The organism is Bacteroides sp. 44_46 (assembly GCF_001915465.1).
GTDB classification, from domain to species: Bacteria; Bacteroidota; Bacteroidia; order Bacteroidales; family Bacteroidaceae; genus Bacteroides; species Bacteroides clarus.
Window position 1 is genome coordinate 48319 of record NZ_MNQO01000015.1, and the last position, 23724, is coordinate 72042.

At 46.1% G+C, this 23724-nt stretch carries 21 protein-coding genes and 1 riboswitch; of the genes, 11 read left to right on the forward strand and 10 right to left on the reverse strand.

The annotated features are described in order from the left end of the window. Nucleotides 1-5: 5 nt before the first annotated feature. From thiC to fabD, 5 genes are all read right to left on the reverse strand, one after another. Nucleotides 6-1691 carry a phosphomethylpyrimidine synthase ThiC gene (thiC, locus tag BHV73_RS07345; protein WP_087411935.1) on the reverse strand — a complete coding sequence of 562 codons (1686 nt, stop codon included), beginning with the start codon at nucleotides 1689-1691 and terminating at the stop codon, nucleotides 6-8. Between the two features lie 20 nt (nucleotides 1692-1711). Further along, the gene (locus BHV73_RS07350) at nucleotides 1712-2488 is read right to left on the reverse strand and encodes a thiazole synthase (RefSeq protein ID WP_022219144.1); all 777 of its coding nucleotides are present in this window, start codon (nucleotides 2486-2488) and stop codon (nucleotides 1712-1714) included. A gap of 7 nt (nucleotides 2489-2495) precedes the next feature. Continuing rightward, nucleotides 2496-3143, reverse strand: a complete 648-nt coding sequence (locus tag BHV73_RS07355; RefSeq protein WP_087411936.1) for a thiamine phosphate synthase — start codon at nucleotides 3141-3143, stop codon at nucleotides 2496-2498. 4 nt (nucleotides 3144-3147) lie between these two features. Next, a complete protein-coding gene (gene thiS, locus BHV73_RS07360; RefSeq protein WP_009120978.1) occupies nucleotides 3148-3345 on the reverse strand; it encodes a sulfur carrier protein ThiS in 198 nt (65 codons plus the stop codon). Nucleotides 3346-3411: 66 nt separating this feature from the next. Next, nucleotides 3412-3502, reverse strand: a riboswitch (TPP riboswitch). Between the two features lie 155 nt (nucleotides 3503-3657). Further along, nucleotides 3658-4545: an ACP S-malonyltransferase gene (gene fabD, locus BHV73_RS07365; RefSeq protein WP_009120977.1), complete on the reverse strand. Its 888-nt coding sequence runs from the start codon at nucleotides 4543-4545 to the stop codon at nucleotides 3658-3660. Nucleotides 4546-4940: 395 nt separating this feature from the next. On the opposite strand from fabD, the gene BHV73_RS07370 reads away from it, so the two are divergent. The 4 genes from BHV73_RS07370 to xylE all read left to right on the forward strand — a co-directional run bounded on the left by BHV73_RS07370 (nucleotide 4941) and on the right by xylE (nucleotide 10162). Beyond that, nucleotides 4941-5672 carry an NUDIX hydrolase gene (locus BHV73_RS07370; RefSeq protein ID WP_039950345.1) on the forward strand — a complete coding sequence of 244 codons (732 nt, stop codon included), beginning with the start codon at nucleotides 4941-4943 and terminating at the stop codon, nucleotides 5670-5672. Nucleotides 5673-5710: 38 nt separating this feature from the next. Further along, nucleotides 5711-7198: a xylulokinase gene (locus BHV73_RS07375; protein ID WP_087411937.1), complete on the forward strand. Its 1488-nt coding sequence runs from the start codon at nucleotides 5711-5713 to the stop codon at nucleotides 7196-7198. Between the two features lie 49 nt (nucleotides 7199-7247). Next, the gene (gene xylA, locus BHV73_RS07380) at nucleotides 7248-8564 is read left to right on the forward strand and encodes a xylose isomerase (protein ID WP_009120973.1); all 1317 of its coding nucleotides are present in this window, start codon (nucleotides 7248-7250) and stop codon (nucleotides 8562-8564) included. Nucleotides 8565-8686: 122 nt separating this feature from the next. After that, nucleotides 8687-10162, forward strand: a complete 1476-nt coding sequence (xylE, locus tag BHV73_RS07385) for a D-xylose transporter XylE (RefSeq protein ID WP_009120972.1) — start codon at nucleotides 8687-8689, stop codon at nucleotides 10160-10162. 72 nt (nucleotides 10163-10234) lie between these two features. On the opposite strand, the gene BHV73_RS07390 is transcribed toward xylE, so the two are convergent. Then, nucleotides 10235-10357, reverse strand: coding sequence for a hypothetical protein (locus BHV73_RS07390; RefSeq protein ID WP_259319598.1), 123 nt, complete (start codon nucleotides 10355-10357; stop codon nucleotides 10235-10237). 47 nt (nucleotides 10358-10404) lie between these two features. Then, on the reverse strand, nucleotides 10405-11586 hold the full coding sequence (locus BHV73_RS07395) for an alkaline phosphatase family protein (RefSeq protein WP_286737851.1): 1182 nt from the start codon (nucleotides 11584-11586) through the stop codon (nucleotides 10405-10407). A 151-nt stretch (nucleotides 11587-11737) separates the two neighbouring features. Here BHV73_RS07395 and BHV73_RS07400 point away from each other — a divergent pair, with 151 nt between their 5' ends. The 6 genes from BHV73_RS07400 (at nucleotide 11738) to BHV73_RS07425 (ending at nucleotide 19360) form a co-directional block, all read left to right on the forward strand. Then, a complete protein-coding gene (locus BHV73_RS07400) occupies nucleotides 11738-13273 on the forward strand; it encodes a carbon-nitrogen hydrolase family protein (protein ID WP_286737504.1) in 1536 nt (511 codons plus the stop codon). 216 nt (nucleotides 13274-13489) lie between these two features. Then, nucleotides 13490-16978 (forward strand): isoleucine--tRNA ligase, encoded by a 3489-nt coding sequence (ileS, locus tag BHV73_RS07405; protein ID WP_286737506.1) that lies wholly within the window; start codon nucleotides 13490-13492, stop codon nucleotides 16976-16978. A gap of 33 nt (nucleotides 16979-17011) precedes the next feature. Next, nucleotides 17012-17392: a TraR/DksA family transcriptional regulator gene (locus BHV73_RS07410; RefSeq protein ID WP_004290962.1), complete on the forward strand. Its 381-nt coding sequence runs from the start codon at nucleotides 17012-17014 to the stop codon at nucleotides 17390-17392. 2 nt (nucleotides 17393-17394) lie between these two features. Further along, complete coding sequence (locus tag BHV73_RS07415; RefSeq protein WP_009120968.1) at nucleotides 17395-18024, forward strand: lipoprotein signal peptidase; 630 nt, start codon at nucleotides 17395-17397, stop codon at nucleotides 18022-18024. Continuing rightward, a complete protein-coding gene (locus tag BHV73_RS07420) occupies nucleotides 18021-18956 on the forward strand; it encodes a DUF4296 domain-containing protein (protein ID WP_286737542.1) in 936 nt (311 codons plus the stop codon). Before BHV73_RS07415 ends, BHV73_RS07420 begins: the two co-directional genes overlap by 4 nt. After that, nucleotides 18956-19360, forward strand: a complete 405-nt coding sequence (locus tag BHV73_RS07425) for a hypothetical protein (protein WP_073212641.1) — start codon at nucleotides 18956-18958, stop codon at nucleotides 19358-19360. Before BHV73_RS07420 ends, BHV73_RS07425 begins: the two co-directional genes overlap by 1 nt. Here BHV73_RS07425 and BHV73_RS07430 read toward each other — a convergent pair. Next, nucleotides 19311-20072, reverse strand: coding sequence for an RNA methyltransferase (locus BHV73_RS07430; protein ID WP_009120966.1), 762 nt, complete (start codon nucleotides 20070-20072; stop codon nucleotides 19311-19313). The two genes, BHV73_RS07425 and BHV73_RS07430, sit on opposite strands and share 50 nt — an antisense overlap. An 80-nt stretch (nucleotides 20073-20152) precedes the next feature. On the opposite strand from BHV73_RS07430, the gene tamL reads away from it, so the two are divergent. After that, nucleotides 20153-22465 carry a translocation and assembly module lipoprotein TamL gene (tamL, locus tag BHV73_RS07435; RefSeq protein WP_009120965.1) on the forward strand — a complete coding sequence of 771 codons (2313 nt, stop codon included), beginning with the start codon at nucleotides 20153-20155 and terminating at the stop codon, nucleotides 22463-22465. 104 nt (nucleotides 22466-22569) lie between these two features. Here the strand turns inward: tamL and BHV73_RS07440 are convergent, their stop codons facing one another. Together BHV73_RS07440 and BHV73_RS07445 are read right to left on the reverse strand one after the other, a co-directional pair. Beyond that, the gene (locus BHV73_RS07440; protein ID WP_009120964.1) at nucleotides 22570-23127 is read right to left on the reverse strand and encodes a DUF3332 domain-containing protein; all 558 of its coding nucleotides are present in this window, start codon (nucleotides 23125-23127) and stop codon (nucleotides 22570-22572) included. Nucleotides 23128-23275: 148 nt separating this feature from the next. Further along, nucleotides 23276-23704 (reverse strand): DoxX family protein, encoded by a 429-nt coding sequence (locus tag BHV73_RS07445; RefSeq protein ID WP_087412042.1) that lies wholly within the window; start codon nucleotides 23702-23704, stop codon nucleotides 23276-23278. Nucleotides 23705-23724: the final 20 nt, after the last annotated feature.

The following is a 23724-nucleotide window of genomic DNA, read 5'->3' on the forward strand; positions in this document are numbered from 1 at the left end:
AAGAATCACTCTTTTTTCTTTAATTCTCTTGACAACCGCATCGCGCAGAAATTCGGCCCGCACATGGTGCAGTATTCTCCGTCGATATGGTGTCCCGCCCGGAAATAGGTCTGTGCGCGTTCCGGGTCGAGCGAAAGGTCGAACTGGTCTTTCCAACGGAACTCGTAACGTGCCTTGCTCAAGGCGTTGTCGCGTACTTGCGCGCCGGGATGCCCTTTGGCAAGGTCGGCGGCATGGGCGGCTATCTTATAGGTAATGACACCTACGCGTACATCTTCTTTGTCGGGCAATGCAAGGTGCTCTTTCGGAGTAACGTAGCACAGCATTGCCGTACCCAGCCAACCGATTTGAGCCGCACCGATGGCAGAAGTGATGTGGTCGTACCCCGGAGCAATATCCGTAACCAGCGGGCCGAGCGTGTAGAACGGCGCATTGTGGCACTTCTCTATCTGACGTTCCATATTCTCCTTAATCTTGTGCATGGGCACGTGTCCGGGGCCTTCGATGAAAGCCTGTACATTCTTGTCCCAGGCACGGAGCACAAGCTCGCCCATGGTATCGAGTTCGGCAAACTGCGCTTCGTCATTGGCATCGTACGTAGAACCGGGACGCAGGCCGTCGCCCAAGGAAACGGCTACATCGTATTGCGCCAATATATCGCAGATGTCATCGAAATGCTCGTACAGAAAGCTCTCCCGGTCGTGTACCAAGCACCATTTGCTCATGATGCTTCCGCCGCGGCTTACGATACCGCACAGACGTTTATCCGCCAGGTGTACGTTGTGGCGGCGGATACCCGCGTGTATGGTGAAGTAGTCCACGCCTTGCTCGCATTGTTCAATCAAGGTATCCCGATAGAGTTCCCAAGTGAGCTCCTCTACTTTGCCGTTCACCTTTTCCAATGCCTGATAGATGGGCACCGTGCCTACGGGAACCGGGCAGTTTCGGATAATCCATTCGCGCGTTTCGTGGATGTTTTCTCCGGTAGATAAATCCATTAAAGTGTCACCGCCCCATTTGCAGCTCCAAAGGGCCTTTTCCACTTCTTCGTCGATGCTTGAAGTGGTGGCGGAGTTACCGATGTTCGTATTGATTTTCACAAGGAAGTTACGGCCGATAATCATCGGTTCGGCTTCGGGATGATTGATATTGGCGGGAAGCAAAGCACGCCCTTCCGCTATTTCTTGGCGGACGAATTCGGGGGTGATATGCGTTTCTATTCCTAATTCGGCGCAATTCATGTTCTCGCGAATCGCCACATATTCCATTTCGGGAGTGATGATGCCTTGCTTGGCATAATACATCTGCGTGCAGCATTTGCCTTGTTTGGCGCGATAGGGTAATGAGATATGCTCAAAGCGCAGGTGGTCGAGCGACTTGTCGTCACGGCGCATACGGCCGTATTCCGAAGTAATCTCCGGCAACTGCTCCACATCGTCGCGACGCAAAATCCAGGGCTCGCGCAGACGGGGCAATCCTTTTTTAAGGTCAATCTCTATATCGGGGTCGCTGAACGGACCGCTGGTATCGTAAATATAAATATCCGGATTGGGAGTAATGACTTTTTCTTCTCCGACAAAAGTCGTACTGGGTACTTGCTCTACTTTGCGCATAGCCACGCGCAGTTCCGGATATATGTTTCCCGACAGGTATACCTTTTCCGAACGGGGAAATTTAATTCTTGGTTTCATAGCTTATTTAATAATGTGTTTTATTCATTGAGAAAGGCTGTAAGGGGAGAACTGGCCTCGGCAACAAAGTTATCGGCCTGCAATCCTAAACCGGCTTCATAAGCCATGCGTCCTGCTTCTACGGCTTGTTTGAAAGCCTCTGCCATGGCTACGGGATTGCCCGCTACGGCAATGGCCGTGTTGACCAGACAGGCGGAAGCGCCCATTTCCATTGCTTCGGCGGCATGGCTGGGAGCACCGATGCCGGCATCTACCACCACAGGTATGGTGGCCTGTTCGATGATAATCCGCAGGAAGTCGCGGGTCTGCAATCCTTTATTCGTACCGATAGGCGCACCCAGCGGCATGACGGTGGCGGCTCCGGCTTCTTCCAGACGTTTACAAAGCGTAGGGTCTGCCTGACAATAGGGAAGAACTATAAAGCCTAACTTTACCAGCTCTTCCGTAGCTTTCAGGGTTTCGGTGGAGTCGGGAAGAAGATAGCGCGGATCGGGGTGGATTTCCAGTTTCAGCCAGTTGGTTCCGAATGCTTCGCGTGCCATTTGCGCGGCAAATACGGCTTCTTCGGCATTGCGCACGCCGGAAGTGTTGGGCAGAAGCTGGATATGGGGATGACGGATATGCTTCAGCATATCATCTTCTTTATTCTCCAGCTCTATACGTTTCATGGCCACCGTCACCATTTCCGTGCCGGATGCCAGAATGGACTGCTCCATGATTTCATTGGAATTGAACTTTCCCGTTCCCAAAAACAGGCGGGAGTTGAATTCACGTCCCGCAATGATTAATTTTTCCATATCTTATTTATTTGTTAGTTCGGTGATAGTCTGTTTGATTGATTGCCGTAAGTATTCTCCGCATTTCTTCCACCGGATTATCCGCCCGCAGCACGGTACCCGAAAGGGCAATGCCCGTAACTCCTGTCTGCATGACAGACGGAATATCTGCGAAGGTAATTCCGCCGATAGCGACGATAGGCAGGTTAATGTTCTCCGCGCGCATTTGACGGATAATCTCTTTATATCCTTCCAAACCCAGAATAGGACTGAGCTTTTGTTTGGTGGTGGTATATCTGAACGGTCCGCAGCCGATGTAATTTACTCCGTCGAGCCAATGCTTCTTTACATCTTCGTATGTGTTGGCCGTACCGCCTATGATATATTCGTCTCCGAGTATGCGCCGCGCTTCGGCAACGGGCATATCATTCTTGCCGAGATGTACGCCGTCAGCACGGATTTCCCTGACCAGTTCCACATGGTCGTCGATAATGAATATTGCGCCGCAATCATTGCATAATTTTCGTATTTCCGTCGCTATGGGCAGTATTTCCTCTTTTCCGGCATCTTTCATGCGCAGTTGTATCCATCGGCAACCGCCTTCCAAAGCCATACGGGCCGAGTCGAGGTAGGAATACCTTTCGGTGTAATGTGTAATGAACTGAAGTGATTTCATAGGCTTATCCGCCGCAGGCAGCTTTTATTATAACGATAGATATTCCTTCGGACAGAGCATAATCCGTCCATTCCGCACGTGGAACCATGCGGTTATCGACAGCAACGGCGACGCCTTGCGCCGGCAGGGAAAGTTCATTTGTCAGTTGTAAAAGGGTAACGGCCTCGGTTTCCACTTCTTTGTTGTTGATTAATACTTTCATGTTTTGTTTCTGTTAAGTAAAACAATGGAAGTAAATACAAAGAAGTACCGTTAAGGTAAGTTCCAAGAAGAAAAAATATCCAATTCCTACGGCAGTACTAACTGCATCAGGTTCGAGGGTATAATCTCAGCCCGTCGGGGCACCCCTTTGTCTTTACGGTGGCAAAGGTAAAGGAAAATAAAATATAAAAAACAAAAGGAGAGGATTTTTTATCAAAGGGAAGCAAAATGAATAAAAAAGATGGGGATGTGCCAATCGAAATTTTGACACATCCCCACCGGAAGTAACTCCAAAAGGAATTTCTTTTATGGATTATGCAATGCCATGAGCCGTTGCACTGGCATCAATCTTCTTGATAAGCCCTTGCAGAACTGCACCCGGACCGCATTCCGTAAAGTCGGTAGCACCGTCGGCAACCATATTCTTGACTGTTTGAGTCCAGCGTACGGAAGCTGTCAGTTGAGCCACAAGATTCTTCTTGATTTCAGCCGGATCCGTGTGGGGAAGAGCGTCTACATTCTGATAGACAGGGCATTTCGGAGTATGGATTTCAGTAGCGTTGATAGCTGCTTCCAATTCGACCTTGGCAGGATTCATCAGCGGAGAGTGGAATGCACCGCCTACCTTTAAAGGCAAAGCGCGCTTCGCTCCGGCGGCTTTCATCAGTTCGCAAGCCTTGTTGATGCCTTCAATGGAACCTGAGATTACGATTTGTCCCGGACAGTTGTAATTGGCAGCCACGCAAACCTCGCCTTCCGCACTTACCTGTGCGCAGATTTCTTCCACTTTTTCGTCCGGCAAAGCAATGATGGCGGCCATAGTGGAAGGCTGCGCTTCACAAGCTTTCTGCATTGCCATGGCACGGGCATATACAAGTTTCAGACCGTCTTCAAAGCTCAACGCGCCGGCGGCAACCAATGCGGAAAACTCACCGAGTGAGTGACCGGCAGTCATTTCCGGTTTGAAATCATCGCCCATACAAAGCGCGGAAATTACCGAGTGAAGGAATACGGCAGGTTGCGTTACTTTGGTTTGGCGCAAATCTTCGTCCGTGCCGTTGAACATAATATCTGTAATACGATATCCGAGGATATCGTTTGCTTTTTCAAAAAGTTCTTTGGCTAAAGCCGAATTTTCGTACAAGTCTTTACCCATTCCTACGAACTGAGCACCTTGACCTGGAAATACAAATGCTTTCATATTTACTTATTTTTAGTGTTTAATTAAAAAAGTGGTGCAAAGGTATAGGTTTTTCTGATAACCACCGCACAAATGGACGTTTTTTGTGCAATGCACTATTTTTACATGTGGTTAGAATACAATATGTACCACTTTCGAAGGACAGGCAGGCAAGCGGTAAAATCCTTATAAATTAAGCAGTTTACAGTTATTGTATATCTTACAATTACTTATGCCGGGTATCCGCTTAAATTACATATTGTATTTTATACGATAACACAATAAGTTCATATTGTAAAATATATGATATGTATTTACCTGTAAAATAATGCTTTATAACATCATTAAAATATTCTTTTTCTTTATTGCAAATTAGAAAAACCTCATTATATTTGCAGCCGTTAAACATAAATATTATGCAAAACATGGAACATAACATGCCGTTGGCCAACAATCATATTTCCGTAGATTGTGTAGTGATCGGTTTTGACGGAGAGCAATTGAAAGTTCTGCTGATTAAACGGGCGGGAGAGGAAGAAGGTGAAATCTTTCATGACATGAAACTTCCCGGCAGTTTGATTTATATGGACGAGGATTTGGATGAAGCTGCCCAACGGGTACTGAACGAATTGACAGGTCTCAAAAATGTAAATCTGATGCAGTTCAAGGCATTCGGTTCCAAAAACCGCACCAAAGACCCTAAGGATGTACATTGGCTGGAACGGGCCATGCAGTCCAAAGTGGAGCGTATCGTAACCATCGCATACCTCTCGCTGGTAAAGATAGACCGTGCGCTGAATCGCGATTTGGACGATTATATGGCAAGTTGGGTGGCTTTGCCGGACATCAAAGCGCTGGCATTCGACCATAACCTTATCATCAAAGAGGCTATGACCTACATCCGCCAATATATAGAGTTTAATCCATCGTCATTGTTTGATTTGCTGCCGCGTAAATTTACGGCATCCCAGCTTCGTACCTTATACGAATTACTGTACGGCAAACAGATTGATGTGCGCAATTTCCATAAAAAGATAGCCCTCATGGAATATGTGGTTCCCTTGGAAGAAAAACAACAAGGCGTAGCCCACCGCGCTGCACGGTATTATCGGTTTGACAAGAAGATATATAATAAGGTGAGACGATGAAATCATAAATCATAAATTAAAAATCATAAATCTTCATCATGTATTTATTAGGTTATGACATCGGCAGCTCGTCCGTAAAAGCGAGTTTGGTAAACGCAGAAAGTGGTAAATGTGTCTCTTCTGCATTCTTTCCGAAAACAGAGGCGGAAATTATCGCCGTAAAACCGGGTTGGGCGGAACAAAATCCGGAAAACTGGTGGGAAAACTTAAAATTGGCTACGCAAGCCGTATTGGCAGATTCCCGTGTGGATGCGGCAGATATCAAAGCAATCGGTATCTCTTACCAGATGCATGGGCTTGTGTGCGTTGACAAAGACCAACATGTATTGCGCCCGGCAATCATCTGGTGTGATTCAAGAGCAGTGCCTTACGGACAAAAAGCTTTTGAAACGTTGGGAGAGGAAGTGTGCCTTTCTCATCTGTTGAACTCTCCGGGTAACTTCACGGCATCCAAACTTGCCTGGATAAAGGAAAACGAGCCTTTTGTCTATGAGAAGATATACAAGATTATGCTGCCCGGCGATTACATTGCCATGAAGTTGAGCGGTACAATCTGCACTACCGTATCAGGCTTGTCGGAAGGTATGTTCTGGGATTTCAAGAACAACCGGGTAGCGGACTTCCTGATGAAATATTATGGTTTTGACCATTCGCTGATAGCCGATATCAAACCGACTTTTTCCGAACAAGGACGTGTAAATGCTACGGCTGCACAGGAATTAGGTTTGAAAGAGGGTACGCCAATTACATACCGTGCCGGTGACCAGCCTAATAACGCATTGTCACTGAATGTATTCAATCCCGGTGAAATTGCATCTACCGCAGGAACATCCGGAGTAGTGTACGGTGTGAACGGTGAAGTGAATTATGACCCGAAATCACGTGTCAACACCTTTGCGCACGTCAATCACACCGCAGAACAAACCCGTTTGGGAGTTCTCTTGTGCATCAACGGTACGGGTATTCTCAACTCGTGGGTGAAACGCACCGTTGCTCCCGAAGGTATTTCTTACAACGACATGAATATTCTTGCGGCTCAAGCTCCCATCGGCAGTGCAGGTATCAGTATCCTGCCTTTTGGCAACGGTGCAGAGCGTATGCTGGAAAACAAGGAGATAGGTTGCTCCGTTCAGAGTGTCAACTTTAACCAGCATGGCAAGCAGCACATTATCCGTGCCGCACAGGAAGGAATCGTATTCTCCTTTAAATATGGTATCGATATTATGGAGCAAATGGGTATTCCGGTACAAAAAATCCATGCGGGCAAGGCTAATATGTTCCTCAGTCCGCTGTTCCGCGAAACACTGGCCGGCGTAACGGGAGCGGTAATCGAGCTTTATGATACCGACGGTTCGGTAGGTGCGGCCAAAGGCGCAGGTATAGGCGCGGGTATTTATAAAGACAATAACGAAGCTTTTGCAACATTGGAGAAACTGGAAATCATAGAGCCGAAGCAGTCCGACCGTCAGGCTTACGCAGATGCGTATGCACGTTGGAAACAATGTCTGGACATCAATATGAAATAGCAAACAGTTAAACAGTAAATATATTAATCCTTTAAAAACAATTAGAATTATGGCAACAAAAGAGTATTTTCCCGGTATAGGAAAAATTAAATTCGAAGGTAAAGAAAGTATGAATCCGATGGCATTCCGCTATTACGATGCAGAGAAAGTCATCATGGGTAAGAAAATGAAAGACTGGTTGAAGTTTGCCATGGCATGGTGGCACACACTCTGCGCAGAAGGCGGCGACCAGTTTGGCGGCGGCACAAAACAGTTCCCCTGGAATGGTGATGCCGACAAAGTACAGGCTGCCAAGAATAAAATGGACGCAGGTTTTGAATTCATGCAAAAGATGGGCATCGAATACTATTGTTTCCACGACGTAGACCTTTGCGAAGAAGCCGCTACCATTGAAGAATATGAAGCAAACTTGAAAGCTATCGTTGCTTACGCAAAGCAAAAACAGGCAGAAACCGGCATCAAACTGCTGTGGGGTACTGCCAACGTATTCAGCCACGCACGTTATATGAACGGTGCCGCTACCAATCCCGATTTCGACGTTGTAGCCCGCGCCGCCGTTCAAATTAAGAACGCTATCGACGCTACAATCGAATTAGGCGGTTCAAACTATGTATTCTGGGGCGGACGCGAAGGTTATATGTCTTTGCTGAACACCGACCAGAAACGTGAAAAGGAACACCTTGCGCAGATGTTGACTATCGCACGCGACTATGCCCGTGCACGTGGCTTCAAAGGCACGTTCCTGATTGAACCGAAACCGATGGAACCTACCAAGCATCAATATGATGTGGATACGGAAACTGTTATCGGCTTCCTGAAAGCTCACGGTTTGGATAAAGATTTCAAAGTGAATATCGAAGTAAACCACGCTACACTGGCAGGCCATACATTCGAACACGAACTTGCCGTTGCCGTAGATAACGGTATGTTGGGTTCTATCGACGCCAACCGTGGTGATTACCAGAACGGTTGGGATACAGACCAATTCCCTATCGACAACTACGAACTGACGCAAGCCATGATGCAAATCATCCGCAATGACGGTTTGGGTAACGGCGGTACTAATTTCGACGCTAAAACCCGTCGTAACTCTACCGACCTCGAAGATATCTTCATCGCTCACATTGCCGGTATGGATGCTATGGCACGTGCCTTGGAAAGCGCTGCCAAGTTGCTCGAAGAATCTCCTTATAAGAAAATGCTCGCTGACCGTTACGCTTCTTTCGACGGCGGTAAGGGTAAGGAATTCGAAGATGGCAAGCTGACTTTGGAAGATGTCGTGGCTTATGCGAAAGCTAACGGCGAGCCGAAGCAAACCAGCGGCAAGCAAGAATTGTACGAAGCAATCGTAAATATGTATTGCTGATAAATAGGGATTAGTGACGAGTGATTAGCGGTTAGTGATTAGTGATAATTGTTTATCACCCATCACTTATCATTAATCGCTCATCACTAATCCCTAATCACTAACTCCTAATCACTATTATCATGAATTATACAGAAAAAGGTAGCAAACTCTACCTCTTCTCTATCGTACTTGTGGCCGTCATTGGCGGTCTGCTTTTCGGTTATGATACCGCGGTTATCTCCGGTGCTGAAAAGGGACTGCAAGCTTTTTTTATGGGGGCCGATTTTGAATACACAGATGCAATACACGGCATTACATCATCCAGCGCACTGATAGGTTGTATCATCGGTAGTGCCGTCTCCGGTTTTTTTGCTTCCAGATTAGGGCGCAAGAACTCTCTCTTTTTGGCCGGTATCCTGTTCTTTTTATCGGCGCTGGGTTCATATTACCCGGAATTCCTGTTCTTCGAACACGGCGTTCCTTCCTATTCTCTTTTGGTAGCGTTCAACTTTTACCGGGTTTTGGGTGGTGTAGGCGTAGGACTGGCTTCTGCCATTTGTCCGATGTACATTGCCGAAATTGCTCCAAGTAACATTCGCGGAACATTGGTGTCATGGAACCAGTTTGCCATTATCTTCGGTCAGTTGGTGGTGTATTTCGTGAACTTCCTGATTTTGGGCAGTCATGCCAATCCTGTAATCGATTTGGTGAACGGAGTAAATCAGATAATGAACCCCGAAGCTGCTGCATGGACCACAGAAACTGGTTGGCGTTTGATGTTTGTCAGCGAGGCTGTTCCGGCGGGATTATTCGCATTGCTGGTATTGCTGGTTCCTGAAACGCCGCGTTACCTTGCCATGTGCGGCAGAGATGAAAAGGCTCTGAATGTATTGAGCCGAATCAACGGTTCGTCACAAGCCAAAGTAATTTTGGCCGAGATAAAAGCCACTACCGAAGAAAAGACGGAAAAACTATTTACGTACGGTTGGATGGTTATCTTCATCGGCATCATGTTGAGCGTATTCCAACAGGCTGTCGGTATCAATGCCGTACTGTATTTTGCCCCGCGTATATTCGATACAATGGGGATGGCTAATCCTATGGTGCAGACAGTGCTCATGGGTGTCGTGAATATCCTGTTTACCTTGCTGGCCGTATTTACGGTTGAGAAATGGGGACGCAAGCCGTTGCTTATTTCCGGTTCCATCGGTATGGCCGTAGGAGCTTTCGGTGTGGCGCTTTGCAACATCGTCACAGGACTTCCGGCGATAATCTCCGTTATCAGCATTATGATTTACAGCGCTTCGTTTATGTTCAGTTGGGGACCCATCTGCTGGGTATTGATTGCCGAAATCTTCCCGAATACCATCCGTGGCGCTGCAGTAGCTATTGCGGTGGCATTCCAATGGATTTTCAACTTCATTGTTTCGTCTACTTTCCTGCCGATGTACAACATGCGCCTCGGGGAAATGGGAGATAAGTTCGGCCACATGTTCGCCTATGCTCTTTATGGCATTATCTGCGTAGTGGCGGCCATCTTCGTATGGAAGCTCGTACCCGAAACGAAAGGCAAGACTTTAGAAGATATGACCAAGCTTTGGAAGAAAAAGAAATAAGTTTGTAAGGACTTCATTCAACAGAATATGAAAGGCTGTGCGATTCAAAATGAATTGCACAGCCTTTTGCGTTTAAACCTCTCGACTTTTGATGCCTACCATCAGGTGGTACTGCTCGTACCAAGGCATGGTACGGAGACTGCCACCCGGTGGTACACCGCGTACCTCAACATGGTACGGTCGGTACCAAGGCATGAAATAAGTTGGTACATGCAGTTATTTGATTATAAGCATGCCGTTGCCTATCGTAATATATCCCTGATTCGTTCAAACTGTCCGTCGGTTTTTTCCGGAACAATCTGCAAAAGATAGGATAAAAGGGGATAGATGTCTACATTCACAAAACCTTTGGCAGTATATCCTGTTTTAAAATCCGGTCCGATGGCACGAAACATCACCTGCATATCGGGACTTTGAGGGAAATATCCATGCGCGCCTTTGGTGTCACGCGCCACATCCGTGAACTGCCATCCGAGTTCCGGAGCAACGACAATATCGCCTATGCGGTCACTGCTGCCGTAATGCAGTTCTGCGGGAATCTCCTCTTTTTTCCATACGTTGATATGGGTCGCTTTTTTCAGTGTATTATAGATAGAATCACGATATTCGGGTTTAGAAAATATGGAAGTAGGCGTACGGCCGTCTACCACTTCACACCATTCCGGTTTTAAATAATCATTTATATTGACTACACGCTCAGCGCTGATATCGGTCATGCCGTGGTCTGAAGTGACAATAAGATTGACATCTCCGGCAAAAGGAAGGGCTTCTATCTTTTTTCTCAATACTCCCATCAGGCTGTCCATACGCTGAACCACTGCGCCTGTCTGCGAACTGCGCGGACCGTTATGATGTCCGCTGCCGTCAGGTTCTTCAAAATACAACATGACAAGTCCGGGACGTTCTTCCTCGGGCTTTTGCAGCCAGGTCAGCACAGTATCTATTCGTTGTTCAAAACTCAGAAAAGGTTTGGCGTTCCAAGGCCTGTAATAAGTGGGATGAGCGTTTTTGATGGCAATGTCAGCACCTACCCAATACATGTTGCCGGTTTTAATACCTTGTTTCTGGGCTGTAATCCATATCGGCTCCCCTAAGTAATATTCCGGATTGTTACGGGTGGCGGAATCGCCCATCGAATACTGCCGTTTGTTTTTTGCATCCCAAAAGGTATTGTTGATTATGCCGTGATGGTCGGGAACCAACCCGGTAGCCAGGGTATAGTGATTGGGAAATGTAGAAGCGGGATAGGAGGGAAGCATTACGGCTTTTACCCCATCTGCCGCCATACGGTCTAAATTGAGAGTTCGGTACATAGCGGGATAGTCCCAACGAAAACCGTCCAGTGAAACAATAACGGTGTAGTGCTTTTTCGGATTTGCCGCATTCAGTGAAAGCAAAAATAAAGCGCTGAATGCCAACATCATAAGTTTACGCATATCTTATTTATATTTAGTATGTGCGGGGATAAATATCATTTTGGCGGTAAAGGTAGGAAAAAATCATATCCATAAAGATTAATGTATCGGTAAAACTGTAACTTTGCACTGTTTTTAATTCAGATGTAACACAATGAGTATGGACGAAATGAAAATCAATAAAGTGCAGATACGTAATCTGCAAATAGAAGATTATGACCAATTGGCACAATCCTTCACGCGTGTTTATTCAGACGGAAGTGATGTTTTTTGGACGCACAAACAGATAGAGAAACTGATCCGTATCTTTCCGGAAGGACAGATTGTGACGGTTGTCGATGAGAAGATAGTGGGATGTGCGCTTTCCATCATCGTAAACTATGACGATGTGAAGAATGACCATACCTATGCCCAGGTTACGGGTAAGGAAACTTTCAATACGCATAATCCCAAAGGTAATATTCTCTACGGTATCGAAGTTTTTATCCATCCTCAATACCGCGGATTGCGTCTGGCACGCCGTATGTACGAATACCGCAAGGAAATCTGCGAAATGCTGAACCTGAAAGCCATCATGTTCGGCGGACGCATTCCCAATTACCATAAATACGCCGACCAGATACGCCCTAAGGAGTATATTGATAAAGTAAAACAAAAAGAGATTTACGACCCCGTACTGACTTTCCAGTTGAGCAACGACTTCCACGTGCGTAAAGTGATGCGCAACTATCTCCCTAACGATGAGGAATCCAAGCACTACGCCTGCCTCTTGCAATGGGATAATATTTATTACCAGCCGCCTACGCAGGAGTATATTAGTCCGAAAACCACCGTGCGCGTCGGCCTGGTGCAATGGCAGATGCGTACTTACAAAACATTGGACGATTTATTCGAACAGGTGGAGTTTTTCGTGGATGCCGTATCCGACTACAAGAGCGACTTTGTACTTTTCCCGGAGTATTTCAATGCGCCGTTAATGGCGAAATTCAATGACGAGGGAGAGTCGGAAGCCATCCGCGGACTGGCCGCTTATACCAATGAAATCAGAGAACGGTTTGTAAAACTGGCCATCAGTTACAACATCAATATCATTACAGGCAGTATGCCGCTTATCAAAGAAGAGGACGGACGTTTGTACAACGTAGGTTTTCTGTGCCGTCGCGACGGAACATACGAAATGTACGAAAAGATACATGTCACTCCCGATGAGATTAAAAGCTGGGGATTGAGCGGCGGTAAATCCTTGCAGACATTCGACACGGATTGCGCCAAAATCGGTGTGCTGATATGTTATGATGTGGAGTTCCCGGAACTTTCACGTATCATGGCAGACCAGGGAATGCAAATATTGTTTGTTCCGTTCCTTACCGATACGCAGAACGCCTACTCGCGTGTGAAGGTATGCGCTCACGCCCGTGCCATTGAAAACGAGTGTTTCGTTGTCATTGCGGGCAGTGTGGGTAATCTTCCCCGTGTACACAATATGGATATACAATATGCCCAGTCGGGTGTGTTTACTCCTTGCGACTTCGCTTTCCCCACCGACGGAAAGCGTGCCGAAGCCACTCCGAACACGGAAATGATTCTTGTGTCCGACGTGGATTTGGATTTATTGAACGAGCTACACACCTATGGCAGCGTTCGTAACCTGAAAGACCGCAGAAATGATTTATATGAAGTGAGGATGAAGAAGTAAGGATAAATCCGCGTAACCGGCGGCGAGCTTTTGTCGCGATACACGTATGCAACAATGCATCATTTTAAAATTATCTATTCAAAAATCTCTTTTCTCTAACTTTTTTGTAAATTTGCACCCTTAAAACAAAGAGGATAGCTCCAGGTGCGCTGAAAAGACTCCTCGGGCTATCTCTAAGAGTAGTAAATCGTAAATAGTCAAATCGTAAATATCAAGATGGGTAAGAAGTTTGCCGAATATTCAAAGTTTGACCTTTCGGAAGTAAATAAGGAAGTGTTGAAGAAATGGGACGAAAACCGGGTTTTCGCCAAGAGTATGACAGAACGTGAAGGTTGTCCTTCTTTCGTGTTTTTCGAAGGACCTCCCTCGGCCAACGGTATGCCGGGTATTCACCATGTAATGGCTCGCTCCATTAAGGATATTTTCTGCCGCTACAAAACCATGAAAGGTTTCCAGGTGAAGCGTAAGGCCGGGTGGGACACACACGGGCTTCCTGTGGAACTGGGTGTGGAAAAAGCGCTCGGCATTACCAAAGAGGATATCGGTAAGACTATCTCCGTTGCCGAATATAATGCCGCATGCCGCAAGGACGTGATGAAGTTTACCAAAGAGTGGGAAGACCTTACCCACAAAATGGGTTATTGGGTGGATATGCAGAACCCTTATATCACCTATGACAATCGTTACATCGAAACCTTGTGGTGGCTGTTGAAGCAACTTCATAAAAAAGGACTTCTTTATAAGGGGTATACCATACAACCGTACTCTCCGGCTGCAGGAACCGGCTTGAGCTCTCACGAGTTGAACCAGCCCGGTTGCTATCGCGATGTAAAAGATACAACCGTGGTAGGACAGTTCAAGATGAAGAACTCGAAGCCTGAAATGGCGGAGTGGGGTACTCCTTATTTCTTGGCATGGACTACAACTCCTTGGACATTGCCCTCAAATACCGCTCTCTGCGTAGGTCCGAAAATCGACTACGTGGCCGTACAGACCTACAACGGCTATACGGGTGAAAAGATGACTGTGGTACTTGCCAAAGCATTGCTCTATACTCACTTCAACAAAAAAGCGGAAGGACTTGCATTAGAGGATTATAAACCCGGTGATAAACTGATTCCGTTCAAGATTGTAGGCGAATATAAAGGCCCGGATTTGGTAGGAATGGAATATGAACAACTCATTCCGTGGGTGAAACCGGTGGACGTGGATAATGACGGTAATTGGAGCGTCAGCGACAAAGGCTTCCGTGTAATCCTCGGTGACTATGTGACCACGGAAGACGGTACGGGTATCGTACACATCGCTCCCACATTCGGTGCGGACGATGCTTTCGTAGCCCGTGCGGCAGGTATCCCTTCCTTGTTCATGATTAACAAGCGCGGTGAAACCCGTCCTATGGTAGACCTTACCGGTAAGTTCTATTTACTGGACGAACTGGATGAGAAGTTCGTGAAAGAATGCGTTGATACAGATGCTTACAAAGAATATCAGGGCCGTTGGGTGAAGAATGCCTACGACCCTCAATTTACCGTTGACGGCAAATATGATGAGAAAGCCGCGCAAGCTGCCGAAACTCTCGACATATATATATGTATGATGATGAAGGCAGCCAACCAGGCGTTCAAGATAGAGAAGCACGTGCATAACTATCCGCATTGCTGGCGTACGGACAAACCCGTATTGTATTATCCGTTGGATAGCTGGTTTATCCGCAGTACCGCCTGCAAGGAACGTATGATAGAGCTGAACAAGACTATCAACTGGAAACCGGAAAGTACCGGTACGGGACGTTTCGGCAAATGGCTGGAGAACCTGAACGACTGGAATCTGAGCCGTTCACGTTACTGGGGTACTCCGTTGCCTATCTGGCGTACGGAAGACGGTGATGAGGAAAAGTGTATCGAATCCGTGGAAGAACTCTACAACGAGATAGAGAAATCCGTTGCAGCCGGACTGATGGCGTCCAATCCTTACAAGGAGAAAGACTTCCGCCCGGGTGTGTACACGCAGGAGAACTATGACAAGATAGACCTTCACCGTCCTTACGTGGATGATATCATCCTCGTATCCAAAGACGGCAAGCCTATGAAGCGCGAATCAGACTTGATTGACGTATGGTTCGACTCCGGTTCCATGCCGTATGCGCAGATACACTATCCGTTTGAAAACAAGGAATTGCTGGATAGCCATCAGGTATATCCCGCCGATTTCATCGCAGAAGGCGTAGACCAGACACGCGGTTGGTTCTTCACCCTGCACGCTATCGCCACAATGGTGTTCGACAGCATATCTTATAAGGCTGTAATCTCAAACGGTCTGGTACTCGACAAGAACGGCAATAAGATGTCCAAGCGTTTGGGCAATGCCGTAGACCCGTTCTCTACTATCGAGAAATACGGTTCCGACCCCCTACGCTGGTATATGATTACCAATTCTTCTCCGTGGGACAACCTGAAGTTCGACGTAGACGGAGTGGAAGAAGTACGCCGTAAGTTCTTCGGTACCTTATATAATACATATTCTTTCTTCGCCCTCTACGCAAATGTGGACGGATTTGAATACAAGGAAGCCGATGTACCGATGGCGGAACGTCCGGAAATAGACCGTTGGATTATCTCCGTACTGAACACGCTGGTGAAAGACGTAGACAACTGCTACAACGAATACGAGCCGACCAAAGCCGGACGATTGATTTCGGACTTTGTGAACGACAACCTTTCTAACTGGTATGTCCGCCTGAACCGTAAACGTTTCTGGGGTGGTGGCATGACACAAGATAAGCTGTCTGCTTTCCAAACGCTCTATACCTGTCTGGAAACCGTAGCCAAACTAATGGCGCCTATCGCTCCGTTCTATGCCGATATGCTCTATTCTGACCTGATAGCGGCAACCGGACGTGACAATGTCGTGTCCGTTCACTTGGCCAAATTCCCCGAATGCGAGGAAGAAGCGATAGACAAGGAGCTGGAAGCACGCATGCAAATGGCACAGGACGTTACTTCTATGGTATTGGCTTTGCGCCGCAAGGTGAACATCAAAGTGCGCCAGCCGCTGCAATGCATCATGATTCCGGTTGTGGACGAAGAGCAACGTGCCCACATCGAAGCCGTAAAAGCGCTTATCATGAACGAGGTGAATGTAAAGGAAATCCGGTTTGTGGACGGTGCGGCCGGGGTACTCGTGAAGAAAGTGAAGTGCGACTTCAAGAAGCTGGGCCCGAAATTCGGCAAGCAAATGAAAGCTGTTGCCGCCGCCGTAGCCGAAATGCCGCAGGAAGCCATCGCCGAACTGGAAAAGAACGGTTTTTATACACTGAACCTGGACGGCGCGGAAGCCGTAATCGAAACATCCGACGTGGAAATCTTCAGTGAAGATATTCCGGGCTGGCTGGTTGCCAATGAAGGCAAGCTGACTGTCGCTCTGGAAGTTACCATAACCGAGGAGCTTCGTCGCGAGGGTATCGCCCGCGAATTGGTGAACCGTATCCAGAATATCCGCAAGTCAAGCGGCTTTGAGATAACGGATAAAATAAAGATTACATTATCAAAAAATCCGCAAACAGATGATGCGGTAAATGAATATAAAGACTATATTTGTAACCAGGTTTTAGGAACCTCACTGACGCTGGCAGACGATGTAGAAAGCGGTACAGAACTTGAGTTCGACGATTTCAAACTGTATGTAAGCGTTGTAAAAGAATAAATTATTAATACTAACGATTAAACACGTAAAGTTATGGCAGAAAAGACAAGATACTCGGATGCTGAATTGGAAGAATTCCGCGCCATTATTATGGAAAAGTTAGAGTTGGCACAACGCGATTATGAATTGCTGAAAGCCAGTCTGACAGGTGCAGACGGTAATGATACCGACGATACATCTCCAACGTACAAAGTACTGGAAGAAGGGGCTAATACCTTGTCTAAGGAAGAAACGACACGTTTGGCGCAACGCCAGCTGAAGTTCATCCAGGGTTTACAGGCGGCTTTGGTACGTATCGAGAACAAAACGTATGGTATCTGCCGCGAAACAGGTAAACTGATTCCTGCCGAACGTCTGCGTGCGGTGCCTCATGCAACATTAAGCATTGAAGCTAAAAACAACGGCAAGAAATAAGGATGAAGAAATTTTTCACGAAAGGGCGGATAGCCTTACTCGTTATTTTCTCGGTATTGATTATCGACCAGGTAATCAAGGTGATTGTTAAGACGCAAATGTATTGGCATGAGAGTATACGCATCACTGATTGGTTCTATATCTATTTTACCGAAAACAACGGTATGGCTTTCGGCTTGGAGATATTCGGGAAATTGTTCCTTACTTCATTTCGAATCGTTGCGGTAGGAGTGATAGGCTGGTTCCTGTATAAGTTCATAAAGCATGGCATGAAGACGGGATTTATTGTCTGTGTTTCACTCATTCTGACGGGAGCATTGGGCAATATCATCGACAGCGTATTCTACGGAGTGCTGTTTAATGAAAGCACCTATTCGCAACTGGCAACTTTTATGCCCGAAGGCGGCGGATACGCTCCGCTGTTCTACGGCAAAGTGGTCGATATGTTCTATTTCCCCATTATCGAAACAAACTGGCCTGAATGGATGCCGTTCATAGGTGGAAACCATTTCATCTTCTTCAGCCCGATTTTCAACTTTGCCGATGCTGCGATCAGTTGCGGTATCATAGCACTGTTGCTGTTTTACAGTAAATATTTGAATGATTCCTATCATGTTATAAAGAAATCATGAAAAGGAAAAAACGGATTCAATGGTATAGCGTAATCCTTTTGGCGTTCGGTCTGACAGCGTGCCAGGTTAAAAGACCTGATACGGTCATACCGGACGCCAAAATGGAAAATGTGCTTTATGACTTCCACATTGCAAAGGCAATGGGAGAGGAAGTTCCTTATAGCGACAGTTACAAGCGTGTGCTGTACATTGAATCGGTTTACAGGAAACACGGCATCACTCAAGCCGATTTCGACACCTCAATGGTGTGGTATGCCCGCCATCCGGATGCTCTCACAAAAGTCTACGAGAAAGTGAACCAACGGTTAAAGGCCGAGAGAGACGGTATCAACCATTTAATAGCCTTGCGTGACAACAAGCCCAAAGAATCTCTTCCGGGCGACAGTATCAACGTATGGATAGGCCGGCATATCTATCATCTTACCGGAACGCCGTTGGACAACAAGCTGGCCTTTACGCTTCCTTCGGATACCAACTTCAAGGACAGGGATACACTGCGGTGGACGGTTCGCTTCCGTTTCTTGAACGGAGCGCCCGACAGCCTGCATGCTCCATTAATGGCCATGCAGATTCTTTATGCCAAAGATACGCTGAACGAGATGCTTAAAGTAAAGCGTTCGGGTACGGAAACCATTTCTTTATTTGCCGATACATTGGGAGAAATAAAAGAAATACGAGGTTTTATCTATTATCCTGCACAGAAATCTACGCAGAGTATATTAGCAGACCGTATCAGCCTGATGCGTTATCATGCAACGGACACCTTGTTTAACGTTGATAAAGAAAGTCTGCAAACCGATGATAAGGCGATAAAGAAAGATACGGTTCCGGGCAAACCCGTAGAATTGAAGAAACAGGATGAAAAGAAAGACAGTATCCGCCGTCCTGAAATGCGTCCTCGTCCGAGATTACGCCAAACTACCGAAAAGTAATGAAACGCTTCGCTTCCCATTTTTTGTTCTTGCCCGCATATGGCTATCTAAAGCAATATGCGGTAGAAACGGAAGAAGGGGTGGTTGTACGTTTATTTCCATTAACCGAGGAGATGGAAAATGTGGAATGGTTGCCGGGGGCTATCGTGCTGCTGACGCAAGAAGAGTTGAAAGAACCTGACATAAATTCCCCCATACCAAACGCTCAACAAAATTATAGTAAAACGTCCGCAGAATTTTACTATAATTCTAAAAAAAATATAGTAAAATTCCCCCGGAATTTATTAATGGCTCCGCCGCCCTCTATTAACGGGAGTTGCAGACTGCGACCCGTCTATTTCTCTAATTTTGACATTACAACAATGCTGCCTGTCGACGGAACTCGGCACAAACTACTGCGGTAGCAATGGCAACATTCAAAGATTCGGAAGTTTCACGTTCCGACGGATAGTTGGGAATATAAAGTTTACGATTGATAAGCTGCTCCACCTCGTTTCCTATACCGTTGCCTTCATTTCCCATAACAATCAATCCATGGGCCGAAAGCGGTTGAGTATACATGTTTGCCCCATCCAAAAAAGTACCGTATACCGGTATGTCTTTTAATGAACCTATCAGTTCGGGTAGGGAAGTATAATGCAGTTTTACCCGTGCAATGCCGCCCATAGTGGCCTGTACGGTCTTGGGGTTATAGACATCCACCGTATTGGGCGAACAGAAGATATGCTCGATACCAAACCAGTCGGCAAGGCGGATGATAGTGCCCAGATTACCGGGATCCTGTACATCGTCCAATGCCAGACAGAGGGAACGGCTTATAACGGAAGCATCCATTGCTTCTTCCGGTTGTTCAAACACGGCGAGTACCTGTTGCGGAGTTTTCAACAGACTGGCGCGTGAGAGTTCCTCTTCGGAGACTTCGGTTATGTCTTCTACCGATAGATGTTTGTGTGCGGAAAGCCATTCTGCCGTTGCAATCAGAAAGCGGCAACGGAAGTGCCCCAACAAATCGCCTACCAGCTTCGGCCCCTCCGCCAGAAATACTTTATCAGCCTTACGATTCTTCTTCAACTCCAATGAACGGATATATTTGATACGATTCTTACTCAGTGCCATAAGTTGTTTGGTTTTATTTGGCAAAAGTACACGATTATTTCTATATTTGCAGTAATTTATGCGCCAATTAATAACTTAGTATGAAGAAAGGCTTTCGCTACGCACTACTTGCTACCGCCATACTTTTATTAGCTTCATGTTCTGCCACGAAATATGTGCCGGAAGGTTCGTATTTATTGGACGAAGTGCGCATACAAACGGACAACAAGGAAATCAAGCCTTCAAGCCTCTCGATGTATGTCCGCCAAAATCCGAATGCCAAATGGTTCAGCCTGATAAAGACACAGCTGTATGTTTACAACTGGTCGGGCAGGGATTCCACGCGCTGGATAAATCGTACCTTGCGACGAATGGGAGACGCGCCGGTTATCTACAAGGCGGAGGAAACCGAACGGTCCGGTGAGGAAATGACAAAGGCCATACAAAACATGGGCTATATGAGTGCCACCGTAGAACCGGTTACACATGTCAAGAAGAAGAAATTAAAGTTGACTTATAAGGTTTCCAGCGGAAAGCCCTATAAAATCCGTTCGCTTAAATACGACATCAAAGATGAGAAAATCAAGGAATACATGCGACAGGATTCGGCAGACACCTATCTGACCGAAGGCATGTACTTTGATGTGAACCGTTTGGATGCAGAGCGTCAGCGCATTACGGACAATCTTCTTCGTAACGGATATTATAAGTTCAACAAGGAATACATCTCATATACGGCAGATACGGTACGGAATACCTACCAAGTGGACGTAACCATGCATTTGGCGCCTTTTCGGCAGCACAATGACGATACCCCGCAAAATCATCGGCAGTACTACATCAACAAGGTAAATTTTATAACGGACTACAATGTGTTGGAATCATCTGCTTTGAGCAGTATAGAAATCAACGACTCCATACATTACAAGGGCTTTCCCATATATTATAAGGATAAACTCTATCTGCGCCCGAAGGTACTGACCAATAATCTGCGTATTGTACCGGGCAGCTTGTACAACGAACCGGATGTGCAACGTACCTACTCCAATTTCGGACGCTTGCAGGCATTGAAATATACCAATATCCGTTTCTTTGAAACGCAGGTAGGCGATACCGCCAAGTTGAATGCTTATGTGATGCTGACGAAAGGGAAATACCAGTCCGTATCGTTTGAGTTGGAAGGAACCAATTCTGCGGGAGACTTGGGTGCTGCCGCATCCGTATCATTCCAGAACCGGAATATGTTCAAGGGTTCCGAAACCTTTATGATAAAGCTGCGTGGCGCATACGAAGCGGTATCTGGTTTGCAGGGCGGTTATAATCACGAGGATTATACGGAGTTAGGAGCGGAAGCAACCATAAATTTCCCGCGTTTCCTCTTTCCGTTCCTCTCCAACGACTTCCGGAGGAAAATACGCGCCACTACGGAATTCGGCGTACAGTACAATTATCAGATACGTCCGGAGTTTTCACGCATCATCGCCTCTGCCAGTTGGAGCTACAAATGGGGGTTGCAACGCCAGAGAGCACAGCACCGCATTGACTTGCTGGACATCAACTATCTGTACATGCCTTCCATTTCGCAGGAGTTTCGCGACAAATATTTGAATAACGAGCAGAACTATATTTTAAAATACAACTACGACGACCGCCTGATTGTTCGTACAGGGTATAGTTATACATACAATAGCGCAGGACAAGCCCTGATGAATAATGCAATCATCGGCAATTCATACTCTATTCGCTTTAATTTTGAGTCGGCAGGCAATCTCTTGTATGCTTTTGCCAAAATGACAAACATGAAGAAGAATGAAGACGGGGAATATTCATTACTGAGTATCCCATTCGCACAATATGTCAAGGGAGATTTTGACTTTGCCAAGAATGTCGTTATAGACAACCGTAACTCCATTGCGTTCCATGTGGGAGCCGGTATTGCCGTACCTTACGGCAATGCAACGATTGTACCTTTTGAAAAGCGTTATTTCTCCGGCGGTGCAAACAGCGTACGCGGCTGGTCGGTACGCGATTTGGGTCCGGGTGTTTTTCCCGGTGACGGAAACTTCATGAATCAGTCGGGAGATATTAAACTGGATGCAAACATAGAATATCGCACGCGCTTGTTCTGGAAGTTCAGAGGAGCAGTCTTTGTGGACGCGGGTAATATCTGGACACTGCGCGATTACAAAGACCAGCCGGGCGGTAAGTTCGAATTCAATAAATTCTATAAGCAGATAGCCGTAGCTTACGGTTTGGGATTACGATTGGACCTGGATTTCTTCGTTCTGCGTTTTGACGGTGGTATGAAAGCTGTCAACCCGGTGTATAACAACAGAAAAGAACATTTTCCTATTATACATCCCAAATTCAGTCGTGACTTTGCATTCCATTTTGCAGTGGGATATCCGTTCTAACATGAGAATATCCGCCTGAAAAAAATATAAAACAAAAGGCTGCGCAATGTTCTTTAAAGAACCGCGCAGCCTTCTATTTTATCTTAATTCTTATTTTTCAGTTCTCAACGTGCGGCATAATACGTATTGATCATAGTTGCCTGACGAGCGGCAGATACACCTTGAGCGTCCAAAGTAACAGTCATATCTTCACCGTTAGGTAAAGTCATCTGTGCCGTACCGTCATTGTTCATCTGCAAAAGTTCGGTACTTACGCCGTCTGCTACAACATTCCAGGTATTTAAATCCTTATCGTAGATTAGCTCCATAGATGCGGTTTCATCACCTTCTTTTGTGATGGAATAACCGTTTTCAAGAGTTTCTACCAGGTAGTTTCCGTTTTCGCCTTTTACTTTCTTTACATCACCGATACTTGCCAAAGGATTATTTCCACTCCAGAATTCGATAGAGTTGATCACCAAAGCATCTGCCAAGTAGCATACGCCATACACCGGAATGATGTTGAACGCAAGAAAAACAAGTTCATTGACAAACTTATTGCTGACACCCTGGTTCCAGCTTAACAACTTGCCGTGCAAGGCAAAAGAACCGATACATGAACTGAAAAGAAAAGCACCGCATACCATTACAGTTGCGGCCAATTTCAAATTGAACTTTTTCATAATCACTTTCTTTTATTTTACTGTATTTATTGAGATAGTATCTCATTATCTATTTATAGGTTAGTGCAAATATAACCATTTTTATAAAAAAACACAAAAAAGCCGCAAAAAAACAACATTTTGTAAAATAAAAGAGTAGCCTTTCTCTCTATTTGCGAGAAAGGGATTTGGAAATCCAGCGGTCTACCGCAAATCTACCCGGGCCTATGATGTACATCAGTACAAATACTACCAAATAAACGAACGCAAGTTCTTTTACCGCAAACGGGTCGCTGCCATGAACGACGAAGAATGCCACACACATTGTAAATATCATGGGAATCATGGCCAGTCTGTATAAGAAACCGATAATAAACGCCATTGAACACGCCAGCTCACCAAAAATAGCCAAACCGAGAGAAAGGGGACTGCCGATACCGAGAGGGTCAGGGAATACCGCGGATAGTTCCTGATAGTTTGCCCATTTATCAATGCCGTGGTTCATCATCAGAATACCGAACACAACTCTGACCGTTAATAATATAACAGATATAAAGGTACCGTCCGGTTTAGAGGGGAATAAAAATCGCTTTAACATAATCATTCGTTTTTTTAAGT